Genomic DNA, 11,898 nt, shown 5'->3' on the forward strand with positions numbered 1-11,898 from the left:
TCAATAAGTAACCTATCTAAAAGGTTAGTTTAAATGTCTGAAACAGCAACAGGTCTTGGTATTGTTAAAAAATAAATTAACACCAAAACCGTCATCGCTCCAATGGTTATAAAAGCGACCGTCGCCCCAAACTGATACCAGATAAAACCGGTAAGGGAACTCGCTATCATAGTGCAAATACTTTGGAGTCCCGAATAGGTACCAATTGCAGTTGCAGTATCCTTTTTTTCTGAAATGTTCGTGATCCATGCTTTTGAGATCCCTTCTGTGGCCGAAGCATAGATCCCATACAGGAAAAACAAGCCAAAGAAAAGATACAAATGGGTACTCACCGACATGCCAAAATATACCGTTGCGAATAGCGCTAGCCCTAGAATGAAAATAGTCTTCAGCCCAATTTTATCGGCGAGTATGCCAATGGGAAATGCAAATAAGGCATAGATAAGATTGTAGAAAATATAGACGCCAATCACCATGGTGTCATCTAGTCCCGCTTCCTTGGCCTTCAGCAATAAAAAGACATCGGAGCTATTGAATAGGGTGAAGATTAGCAATCCGATTACCAATTTTCGATAGGCCTTCGGACTTTCCTTCCAATACTTCAGAAATGAAAAAAAAGGTGTCGTAACTTTTTCTTTTTGGGAGGTCCTCTTTTTGTCTTTTAGGTAGAAAGACGCTAATATCGCCAGAAGTCCGGGGATAAATGCAATATAGAATAAGGTGACGTAATCTTCAGGATAGAAATAGAGATATACTAAGGCTAGGGCCGGTCCAAATACGGCCCCCAGTGTATCCATGGACCGATGAAACCCGAAGATCTTCCCCTTGGTTTGTGGTGTGGCTTCGTGAGACAATAAGGCATCCCGTGCGCCGGTTCTAATTCCTTTTCCGAAGCGATCCAAAGTACGTGCAAAAAAGATCCAAAGCGGATAGATAAATAGGGCCATCATAGGTTTGGAAATGGCACTGAAAGCATATCCTAATTGCACGAAGGGAACCCGTCGAGCGGATACATCGGACAATTTTCCAAAATACCCTTTGCTAATACCGGCCGTTGCCTCGGCGACACCTTCCAGGATACCGATCAAAACCACCGAAAACCCAATCGTTTGTAAGTAAATGGGCAGTATGGGGTACAACATTTCACTGGCGGTATCAGTAAACAGACTCACCAATGAAAGAATCCAGACGGTTCGAGTAATGTGTTTCACAAATAGGTGGCTTATACACGCTAAATGTAAACAAACGATTTCAATTTTTTGACAGGTCTAAATCGTTTGAAGTCGGACTCCCAAAACCAAAATTTAGTGATAGTAAGGACACCAAGGTCTCATCAGGGTTAAGGATCGCATCAAATTTACTTCCCAAGGTATAGCTCAACACAATTTGATCGGTAAGGTTGTAATTGAACGTGCCCATATATTGTACATCACTGTCTTTTTCTTTTCTGAATAATTCATTCCCCTGGGCATCCGTACCCGAAGGAATGGTAGCACTACTACTGCGTCCCACCAATTCGAATTGTACGGAGAAGCGTTTAAAATCTGTTGAAAGTGAAACCCCATAGTCTATGTTGTTTTGATAGGTGGTCGCTTCGGGGAAATAGCGACGATAATAATCATCCAGATACCATTCGTATCGAAATACAGCTAGGAGCTTTAGAAATTCAAATTTTTCAGAAAAGCGATACGAAGGAGTAACCCAAATCGAACTCTTCGGAAGATAGGAGAATTCGAACGAATTCGTTGGAAAATTCAATAGAGATGCTAAGGCTATGTCAATAGTAAGCCCCTGACGTTCTTTCAGGTATACTTGTAATTCTTCGATAGAAATATAGGTTTTTACCTCCGCATCGATGATGGCTCGAAATGCATCTAGAAAGGCATCCTGAGTGGTGACAGTCAGCTCGGGCAAGGTTTCCATCTTCCCCAATATGGTCTCAATCATGGCCTTCATTTCTTTTGGAGTATTGTATCTCCCGTATTTCGTGATGGCGTTGGAGACTGTATCTCGCATTGCAGTAATGAATTCCTTTTTGTCGCCAACAGATTCATTCAAGACGAGGCCAAAGGCCTGTGCTTCGATTCGTGATTTTAAACTATTGTCATTTTGTATAGCCGCAATTTTAGCGGTCGTGATTTCCTTATCTTTTTTATTCGGAAAAAAGAAGGAGGTGCGATACCCAAATGCTAGGCCATTAGAAGCAGTGCTGTCGCCTAAAATAAAGTTTTGCGTAGAGGCGAGGGAGATGGAAGAATTTCGAACCAAATGATCCATAAATGCTTCGGGATAGAGGTAATTGGCGAGTGATAATTTGTGGTTTTCGGTCCAATACGGTGTAAATTCTAAGGCAAAATCGGTTGGGATCACCGCATCATAATTACTATTTAAGAAATTCGAATACAGCGCTGTTTCCAGAGCTTGATACGATTTTGGTTGTAAGACGACTTTGGGCTGTAAGTCTAAAATACCGGAGGCAGGGGAGGTAGGAGCTCTCAACAGATTTAACTTGTCTTGTGCCAAAAAAACTGTTGGCAACCATACCATTAATAACATCAATTGATACTTCATGGCGTAGGAAATTTTATAAATAAAACGATGGTGGGATTATCTTCTTCCGATTTGAGATTGTGATGCTCAACGAGGAATTCGTCATTAAGTTGATACGCTATCCGTATCTCATCTTCATTCGGGTTGAGGTTGGTGACTTCGGTAATAACGATGGTGATTCTTCCCCGGAGTTGTGCTCCGGTTCCAATGCTAACGGTTCCTGAATTTTCGATCTCAGGATTTCCCAAATGGGGCTGATAGATTACGGTTTTACCAAGATTGCCATCAGAAATAAAATCAACAGTAAAATTTACCTCAGTGGTATCATCAACTTGGTAAGACAGTTCTCTATAACGATAGATTTTACGCATGGTTTTTAGATTAAGATTAGATATTAAGGGTATAACAACCGGGCTCAATTGTTAAAAGGGGAGAATATGTGTCACTAAGTTAATCAAAAAATATGAAAAAGGCATGCAATCTTTCCCATCTTCCAACTTTGTAACTCTCTATTCTATTAGTATCTTTGCCGTCGCTAACACCATGGTGATCGTATTGGTGTGCTGTTAATTACAAAGAAGAAGAACTATGTTCGATAATTTAAGTGATAAATTAGACAAAGCATTACACGTCCTCAAGGGACATGGTAGTATTACCGAAGTAAACGTAGCGGAGACATTAAAAGAAGTGCGTCGTGCGTTGCTGGATGCGGATGTTAACTTTAAAATAGCCAAAGATTTCACCAATACCGTAAAGGAAAAGGCACTGGGACAAAACGTATTAACTACGTTGCAACCCGGACAATTGATGGTGAAATTAGTGAAGGATGAGTTAATTGAATTGATGGGAGGCGAGACCGCTGGAATCAATTTAAGTGCTTCGCCTTCCATTATATTGATGTCGGGATTACAAGGAAGTGGTAAAACAACCTTTTCGGGGAAACTTGCCAATTACTTAAAATCGAAGAAATCCAAGAAGCCATTACTCGTTGCCTGTGACGTATATCGTCCAGCGGCAATCAACCAGCTTCATGTGGTGGGAGATCAGGTAGGGGTTGAGGTCTATAGTGAAGAGGGAAATATGAACCCTGTCGAGATTGCACAAAACGCCATTGCGCATGCCAAAAAGAATGGTCACAATGTGGTGATAGTTGATACCGCCGGTCGGCTGGCAGTCGATGAGGAAATGATGACCGAAATTGCCAATGTGCATAAGGCAATCAATCCGCAAGAAACCTTATTTGTGGTCGATGCCATGACCGGGCAGGATGCGGTAAATACGGCAAAGGCGTTTAATGACCGACTTAATTTCGAAGGGGTTGTGCTTACCAAACTCGATGGAGATACGCGAGGTGGAGCTGCAATCTCCATTAAAAGTGTGGTTAATAAGCCCATAAAATTTATTGGTACCGGTGAAAAGATGGATGCTATCGACGTGTTTCATCCGGCACGTATGGCCGACCGAATTCTGGGTATGGGAGATGTGGTTTCCCTTGTTGAGCGGGCCCAGGAACAATACGATGAAGAAGAAGCGCGAAAACTTCAGAAAAAAATAGCCAAGAATCAATTCGGATTCGACGATTTTATCAAGCAGATCCAACAGGTAAAGAAAATGGGAAGCATGAAGGATCTTGTGGGAATGATTCCCGGAGCCGGAAAAGCACTGAAGGATGTGGATATCGATGACGATGCCTTTAAACATATTGAAGCTATTATTCACTCCATGACACCTACCGAACGCAGTACACCGGCATTGATTAACGGAAGCAGAAAAAAGCGTATCGCCAAAGGAAGTGGCACCTCGGTAACTCAGGTAAATCAGTTGCTGAAGCAATTTGAGCAAATGAGCAAGATGATGAAGATGATGCAAGGGGGCGGAGGCCGTAAGATGATGCAGATGATGGGAAAAATGAAATAACTAAGCTATTTTTAATCTGAAAAGAACACCTTAACTATGACCATACTCGACGGTAAAAAAGTTTCCAACGATATCAAAAATGAGATCGCTGCCGAAGTGCAAAAAATGAAGGACAATGGTGAAAAGGTCCCGCATCTGGCCGCTGTGATTGTTGGCGAAGATGGAGCGAGTTTGACCTATGTGGGGAGCAAAGTACGGTCGTGTGAACGTGTTGGATTCGAGTCTACCATGATCTGCTTGCCGCATACCACCAGTGAAGAAGAACTGTTGCGCAAAATTAAGGAGTTGAATGAAAATGACGATATCGACGGATTTATTATTCAGTTGCCATTGCCACCCCAGATCGATACACAGAAAGTGTTAATGGCGGTTGATCCCAGCAAGGACGTGGATGGTTTCCATCCCGAAAATTTTGGGAAGTTGGCACTAGACATGTCCACATTTATACCTGCTACTCCCTTTGGAATCCTAGAGCTTTTAGCACGTTATAAGGTAGAAACCAAAGGAAAACATACGGTTGTGATAGGCAGAAGCCACATCGTTGGACGCCCTATGAGTATTCTGATGAGTCGCAAAGGGTGGCCGGGTGACAGTACCGTGACATTGACACATAGTAATACCAAGGATATTGCGCAAATTACATCTCAGGCAGATATAATAATTTCTGCTTTAGGCGTTCCAAATTTTTTAACAGCCGAAATGGTCAAAGACGACGTTGTGATCATCGATGTTGGAATCACGAGGGTTCCGGATGACTCCAGCCCGAAAGGTTATGTCATAACGGGTGATGTGGATTTTGAGAATGTAAGCAAAAAGGCGTCCTTTATTACCCCGGTTCCTGGAGGTGTAGGCCCTATGACCATCGCAATGTTACTTAAAAACACCTTATTGGCAAGAGTGCAGCGAAAAATCTAAGGAGTCTCCTCTAAAGAATTGCTTCCGTATTCGTTTCGGTAAATACGCAATACTATTAAAAACAGACTTATTAGTAGCGGCCCGAAAATCAGGCCAATAAATCCAAATAAAGGAACTCCAACAATAACACCTATCAAGGTAATCAGCGGATGGACATTGTCTAACTTTTTCAGTACGTAGAGTCTAATGATATTGTCCGTTGAACCTACAATCACCACACCGTAAATTAAAATACCCCAAGCCTGAAATGACTGACCTGTAGACAAGGTTAAGATAAACACCGGTAAGATGCCAATGAGGGTGCCTACAAACGGAATCATAGACCCTATAGTAACAATAACAAACCAAAAGAAGGGGTCCTCAATCCCAAAGATTAAAAAACCAATTAGAGCTACAATTCCTTGGGCGATGGCAACTAACGGGATTCCCAATGCATTTGAGCGAACCATGGCTTGGACTTCCTTTCCTATAATTTTAATATTCTTGTTGCTGAAGGGTACTATATCCGAAACGGTATCTTTAAGGGTACGCTTGTTTATAAACATATAGTACAACATGAAATACATAATCCCAATCGAAATAACTATGTGAAAAGTACTTCCGGCAATACTCTGAAGGTTCTCTGTAAGCCAAGAAGAAATAGCCGATACATTGATTTGTGAGCTTAGGTTATAGCCTAATTGCTCTTCCCAAGAGACCAATTGTATTTTGAACGCATCCACCACCTTCTCCGAATTCTTAACAGCATTGCCAATTTTATTGGTCAGCATTACTACAATGCCAATTACCGGAATTAAAATACCAACAAAGGATAAAAACATCAAGAAACTAGCTGCAATACTGGGGCGCCACCCTTTTTTTACTAAGCGTACCATCCACTTCCGCAGCAATACATAAATAGTAATTGCACCCAATACCCCCGAAAAATAGGGCAGTATTTCTCTAAATATGAGTCCGCCCATTACCACGATAAGCAGAAGCACTAAAATCTGTTGGATAATGTTAATATTAATGGTTTTCATGAGGCTGAGAATGCTGCTAAAATAGATTTTAATTAAAGATACTGTTTTTCAGCGAAGAATATTGCACTTCGTCAAATTGTAGGTATTCTCTTTCAATTTGTAAGAATTATGTACTACATTTATATATCAATTAACCAATATAAATCTTTAGTTATGAAAAAAGTAAGCTTAATTTTAGGCGTCGTGCTATTGGCATGCATGTCATTCAGTTTTAGTGAAAACAAGGCTGATGCCGGTGATAAGATTGCCATTTGTCATATTCCTCCTGGAAATCCGGCAAATGCGCATACCATTGTAATTAGCGTAAATGCACTACCTGCACATTTGGCACATGGCGATGCCATTGGACAATGTAATCCATGTACCGATCCAAGCCATCCCGACTGTTAATTTGTGGATGTCTTATTCTAATCTTGCAGATTAGGTGGCAAACAATTGATCCCTGTCTCGGAATGCCTTAAACTCTAGGGCATTCCCGGAAGGGTCTGTAAAGAACATGGTGGCCTGCTCACCCACCTCCCCTTTAAATCGGATATAAGGCTCGATAATAAATTTCACCTTTTTTGCTCTTAGTTTTTCTGAAAAGAGGGTAAAGGTCTCCATGTCTAAAACCACTCCGAAATGAGGTATGGGAACAACCTTACCATCTACCGGATTGCTAGTGATTTGTTCTGAAGTTTTTTCTTTATAATGGAGCACCAACTGGTGCCCGAAGCAATCAAAATCTACCCAATGATCACTACTTCGACCCTGGCCGAAGCCAAGTACTTCACGATAGAATCTGCTACATTCCGCGAGATTATCCACCGGAATTGCCAAATGAAAAGGAGGTATGCTGGACATATTTTGGTTTTTGATTTACTTAGCTATTGGCATCCATGAACTTCTCAACAAAGTGGGCCGTGTTTTTTTTCAAAGAAGTGATCGAAGCGTCGTCTTTATAATCCAAATAGTGCGTCACAAATACAATGCGATCCTTCACAATTAGGGCATTCATTGAAACTGCCATTGTTTTATTTTCGGAAGTATTCGTAATACTCATTAAAACAATCATGGTGGAAGAATTCGAATTCAAGGTGTATTTTTCAATTAGCATGGGTTGCGTAATTGCGATGTCATTCTTCGAAAATGAGTCACTTTCATTTACTTCATCCATCGTTTTGTCCAAGAAACCCGTGGTCATCATACCCATAATCTGATTCATCTCGGCTGTGGTCATTCGATAGTTTTTGGCCAAGTTGGGGGCGTAAATCTGGTAATAATCATCGTACGAAACCCCATCGAGATTATCCACATTTTCGTAATTGGTATTGCTGATATAATATCCCAGAATCTCGTTGTCAGGATCATTAAAGGCATTCACACGTGTATTGATCACCGGGTGGGTATAACATTCTGTCTGTCCCTCGATATTTGGGAAACAAAAAGTCACATCTCCAAAAGTGGCTTCACGAGTACATGCAACTTTTGAAGTTGTTTCTATTGGAACCGCCGACGATTCTTCATTTTTCTTGGTATCGTTCTTACAGCCGGTCATAAAGACGAGCGCCACGATTAGGAGTGTGAGTTTTTTCATACTTATTAGTTTTTAAGCGGGTTCCAAATGTCTAAATAGATTTTCCAATCGCCTTTGTGTTTTTTCCAAACGATCACGTATTTTCCTTTAAATGCAATTTCCAATGGTGCCGTGGTTCGTGTCCTTCCTTCATAATAGCCATAGTCGTATGCGTAATCTCCTATTATTTTTATTTCTGAAGGTGTCACTTTGTGATGAAGGACCTTTGTTCCTTCAGCTAGAACCCATCTTTTCATAATAGCCTCCCTACCGCTAATAATATCGGCATTCATAGGGAATATTTTCCCATCTTCGGAATAAATGTTAGCCAGAGCTTCATAATCGGAATCCATATACGCTTTGGAAAAAGCTTCGGTATTCTTTAAAATGATTGCTTTGTCCGAAGCCGGAATCCGCTTAATACATTCAATTTTCCAAGTGGGAAACGCAAATGTTTCAGCCGTATTAACCCACTCACCCATCCAATTAAATCCTTTTTCAGAAATATCACTAAAGGTAAGCCGATAGAATCCGTCCGTCCCATTGGGTGCCTTTTGCTCATTATACAGGACAATGCTATCGCCTCTTTTACCACCTACCCAGGTGGGGAGTGACGTACTCGGTGTACCATTTGAATACCAATGCACATACCATTTACTACTGTCGGCGATAAACTGGCGTATACTTCCCGAATGACTGCCATCTTCCTTGTACGACTCATCCTGTACTCCCATGCCGTTTAGAATGTACTTAAAGGTCCAGGTCATTTTTTGAGGCTCCCCCCAGCTCTGGTCAGCTTTTCGGGTGGTAGAAATACAATCGCAGCTACCAATGAGTTGCTCAGAATCCCCAACTTCTTTGGGAGCTTCAGGATTTAATCTTCCAAAGGGATGCTCATTGGAGGGAGCGTACATTTCAATAGGTTGTGCAACGGATAGAAGCGGAATAAAAAAAAGAAATAGAAGCAGCTTCATGAATCTGATTTTGAAAGTTTAAGGTACTATTTATTCTGGATATTAAAAAAGCCTTCGTTTATGAAGGCTTTTTATTCAGATAATTTTTTGCTACTATTCAAAAGTATCCCAACCCACCATAAAATATTTAAAGGTGGCTTCATCCGGGATCTGACTTGCTTCAATAGTGATACCCATATCATACCGCAAATTTTCGGGCAGTTGTTTTTTATCGATGGTGATAAAGACATCGCTATCCTTTAAGAACACTACCACCGAGTTAATTGTAGTCTCAATATCTGCAATAATATAGTTGTCTTTCACAGATTTGAACGTGCTATTCTTAGACAAACCCTTCTCTGTTTTATATCGGTCATCGAAAATTTGGATATTAGTAATCACAGATTCAGGATCACTTTCGTCATCTGGCGACAGCAATAATAATAAGGCACCGCCCTTTTCATAGATTTCCACTTCACCCTGTGTGCCCAGGGCATCGGGGATTGGGTTAAGTTTCACGATCGAATCTTGCGCAAAGATCGAATCAATCTGCTTCATTTGTATTTCTTTGGTCAAGTTGCCGATGGCGCCTTGCTTAATTAAAAACGGATCGTTGTCTTTTCCGCATTGTACAAATAACAGCGCTATCAACGCACCAAATAACAGGGTCTTTTTCATCTAAATTTATCTAATTTAACTATTAACGCATCATTTTTCCAAGAATTCCCAACACGCTGCGTATTACAGTGGGACTTGTTAAGGTTTTTACCAAAGTGCTTTGCCGGGTTCGGGTACTTCGACTTCTTGAAGTAGAACGACTTGCTGCCTCTCGTTCTTCCTTGGCCTTTTCTTTGGCTTCTTCGCGATCGGCAATTTCAATTTTTTTATTGAGAAGTTCGTAGGCGCTTTCGCGATCAATTTCTTCGTTGTATTTTCTAACGAGTTTCGAATCGGTAATCAGCTCTTTCAACTCTTGATCTTCCAACACGTCCATCCGGCTCATAGGGGCGCGTAGCATGGTTGCGGCCAAAGGTGTAGGGATTCCCTTTTCATTTAAAGCCGAAATCAATGCCTCGCCAATTCCGAGGGAGGTTAGTACTTCGTCGGTTTTGTAGTATTCTGAAATAGGATAATTCTCGGCTGTTAATTTGATGGCCTTTCTGTCCTTGGCCGTAAACGCACGTAATGCATGTTGTATTTTTAAACCTAACTGACTCAATACCGCTTCGGGAACATCGGTGGGGTTTTGGGTGACAAAATAGAGACCAACGCCCTTTGAGCGAATCAGCTTTACTATACTTTCAATCTGGTTGAGCAATGCCTTACTCGCTTCATTAAAAATTAAGTGGGCCTCGTCTATAAAAATGACCAATTCGGGTCTGCCGCTATCGCCTTGTTCGGGGAAGGTGGCGTATATTTCGGCCAATAGCGATAACATAAAGGTTGAAAATAATTTTGGGCGGTCTTGAATATCGGTCAGACGTAGTATATTGATATAGCCCATGCCATTTTCATCGATGCGCAGCAGATCATCGGTGTCAAACGATTTTTCTCCGAAGAAGAGGTCACCGCCTTGCTGTTCCAGTTCCACTACTTTTCGAAGGATTGCACCTGTTGAGGCAGAAGAAATCCGGCCGTAATCTTTTGATAGTTCATCCTTTCCTTCGTCGGTGGAATACTGAAGGATTTTTTTAAAGTCTTTCAAATCCAGCAAAGGAAGCTTGTTGTCGTCACAATATTTAAAGATAACCGAAACGATACCCGACTGGGTTTCGCTGAGATCCATAATTCGGGAGAGCAGTACCGGTCCAAATTCACTAACGGTAGCACGCATACGCACCCCTTTTTGTTCTGAAAGTGATAAGATTTCAACCGGAAATTTTTTGGCTTCGAAAGGGATTCCAATCTTTTCATGACGTTCGTCAATTTTTGGATGCCCCGGACTGGGTTGCGCGATACCACTTAGGTCGCCTTTCATATCCATGAGCAGTACAGGAATTCCTTTTTCTGAAAGATTTTCAGCCAATACCTGAAGAGTTTTCGTCTTACCGGTCCCTGTTGCTCCGGCTATAAGTCCGTGACGATTTATGGTCTTAAGCGGAATCTTAACCAAGGCATTGGTCACGGTTTCACCATCCAGCATGGCAGCGCCCATAATAATTGCATCGCCCTTAAAAGTGTTTCCGGTGGTGATATAGTCAAAAAAAGCCTGTGTATCTGCCATCTCCTAAATTTTTGATAAAAGTAACAATTGTAGTCTTGCAACTAAAATTTAAGTAGCAAAAATAGGTAAATTCAGAATAGATATGGTAGAACAACCCGCTAAAAGAAGTACTTTTGCACACGATGAAAACCGAAATTCAAACACTAGTTGCAAAAGGAGAAATGCTTCCGTTAATGGAAGAATTTTATACCATTCAAGGAGAAGGCTATCACAAGGGTACCGCCGCCTATTTTGTGCGAATAGGAGGTTGTGATGTAGGCTGTCATTGGTGTGATGTAAAGGAAAGTTGGAACGCCGAATTACATCCGCCCACCGCTTCCGAAGCCATTGTAAATAACGCCGTACGCTATTCGAAAACGGTGGTCGTTACGGGAGGAGAACCTTTAACTTGGGACATGGGCCCGTTGACAACGCAATTCAAGGAAAAGGGCATGCAGGTGCATATTGAAACTTCGGGGGCCTATCCGCTAACAGGTACTTGGGATTGGATCTGCCTATCACCGAAAAAAATTAAACTTCCCAAAGCTGAGATCTATAAAGTAGCAAATGAGTTGAAGGTGATTGTTTACAACAAGGATGATTTCAGATTTGCCGAAGAACAGGCCGCCAAAGTTGGTAAGGACTGCATTTTGTATTTACAACCCGAATGGAGCAAACGCGATACCGTAATCCCCCTTATTGTAGATTATGTGATGCAACACCCAAAATGGAAGGTTTCGCTACAAACACATAAGTATTTGAACATTCCCTAATTCCCCTACT

General features: G+C 41.5%; 13 protein-coding genes. 4 read left to right on the top strand and 9 right to left on the bottom strand.

The features are described 5' to 3' along the window. Positions 1-29: 29 nt before the first annotated feature. The 3 genes from K8F54_RS05145 to K8F54_RS05155 are packed head-to-tail and all read right to left on the bottom strand — an operon-like array spanning position 30 to position 2,921. On the bottom strand, positions 30-1,211 hold the full coding sequence (locus K8F54_RS05145; protein WP_290787986.1) for an MFS transporter: 1,182 nt from the start codon (positions 1,209-1,211) through the stop codon (positions 30-32). Positions 1,212-1,251: 40 nt separating this feature from the next. Continuing rightward, positions 1,252-2,571, bottom strand: coding sequence for a hypothetical protein (locus K8F54_RS05150; protein WP_290787989.1), 1,320 nt, complete (start codon positions 2,569-2,571; stop codon positions 1,252-1,254). Beyond that, the gene (locus tag K8F54_RS05155; protein ID WP_290787992.1) at positions 2,568-2,921 is read right to left on the bottom strand and encodes a hypothetical protein; all 354 of its coding nucleotides are present in this window, start codon (positions 2,919-2,921) and stop codon (positions 2,568-2,570) included. The genes K8F54_RS05150 and K8F54_RS05155 overlap by 4 nt, the downstream gene beginning before the upstream one ends. Before the next feature lie 217 nt (positions 2,922-3,138). Between K8F54_RS05155 and ffh the strand changes: the two genes are divergently transcribed. Continuing rightward, positions 3,139-4,467, top strand: coding sequence for a signal recognition particle protein (gene ffh, locus K8F54_RS05160; RefSeq protein WP_290787995.1), 1,329 nt, complete (start codon positions 3,139-3,141; stop codon positions 4,465-4,467). A 36-nt stretch (positions 4,468-4,503) separates the two neighbouring features. Next, positions 4,504-5,382, top strand: a complete 879-nt coding sequence (locus K8F54_RS05165; RefSeq protein ID WP_290787998.1) for a tetrahydrofolate dehydrogenase/cyclohydrolase catalytic domain-containing protein — start codon at positions 4,504-4,506, stop codon at positions 5,380-5,382. Here K8F54_RS05165 and K8F54_RS05170 read toward each other — a convergent pair. Beyond that, positions 5,379-6,404 carry an AI-2E family transporter gene (locus K8F54_RS05170; protein ID WP_290788001.1) on the bottom strand — a complete coding sequence of 342 codons (1,026 nt, stop codon included), beginning with the start codon at positions 6,402-6,404 and terminating at the stop codon, positions 5,379-5,381. The two genes, K8F54_RS05165 and K8F54_RS05170, sit on opposite strands and share 4 nt — an antisense overlap. A gap of 153 nt (positions 6,405-6,557) precedes the next feature. On the opposite strand from K8F54_RS05170, the gene K8F54_RS05175 reads away from it, so the two are divergent. Further along, on the top strand, positions 6,558-6,794 hold the full coding sequence (locus K8F54_RS05175) for a hypothetical protein (protein ID WP_290788003.1): 237 nt from the start codon (positions 6,558-6,560) through the stop codon (positions 6,792-6,794). A gap of 30 nt (positions 6,795-6,824) precedes the next feature. Here the strand turns inward: K8F54_RS05175 and K8F54_RS05180 are convergent, their stop codons facing one another. The 5 genes from K8F54_RS05180 to K8F54_RS05200 form a co-directional block, all read right to left on the bottom strand. After that, positions 6,825-7,247 (bottom strand): VOC family protein, encoded by a 423-nt coding sequence (locus tag K8F54_RS05180; protein WP_290788006.1) that lies wholly within the window; start codon positions 7,245-7,247, stop codon positions 6,825-6,827. Positions 7,248-7,266: 19 nt separating this feature from the next. Next, entirely contained in the window at positions 7,267-7,980 is a 714-nt protein-coding gene (locus K8F54_RS05185) for a hypothetical protein (protein ID WP_290788009.1), read from the bottom strand. Between the two features lie 5 nt (positions 7,981-7,985). Beyond that, positions 7,986-8,933, bottom strand: coding sequence for a DUF4440 domain-containing protein (locus tag K8F54_RS05190; RefSeq protein WP_290788012.1), 948 nt, complete (start codon positions 8,931-8,933; stop codon positions 7,986-7,988). 93 nt (positions 8,934-9,026) lie between these two features. Beyond that, complete coding sequence (locus K8F54_RS05195; protein ID WP_290788015.1) at positions 9,027-9,590, bottom strand: hypothetical protein; 564 nt, start codon at positions 9,588-9,590, stop codon at positions 9,027-9,029. Between the two features lie 22 nt (positions 9,591-9,612). Then, the gene (locus tag K8F54_RS05200; RefSeq protein ID WP_290788017.1) at positions 9,613-11,136 is read right to left on the bottom strand and encodes a helicase HerA-like domain-containing protein; all 1,524 of its coding nucleotides are present in this window, start codon (positions 11,134-11,136) and stop codon (positions 9,613-9,615) included. 122 nt (positions 11,137-11,258) lie between these two features. Here K8F54_RS05200 and K8F54_RS05205 point away from each other — a divergent pair, with 122 nt between their 5' ends. After that, positions 11,259-11,888 (top strand): 7-carboxy-7-deazaguanine synthase QueE, encoded by a 630-nt coding sequence (locus K8F54_RS05205; RefSeq protein WP_290788020.1) that lies wholly within the window; start codon positions 11,259-11,261, stop codon positions 11,886-11,888. The last annotated feature ends 10 nt before the right edge of the window (positions 11,889-11,898 follow it).

Source organism: Altibacter sp. (genome assembly GCF_019913785.1).
GTDB lineage: Bacteria > Bacteroidota > Bacteroidia > Flavobacteriales > Flavobacteriaceae > Altibacter.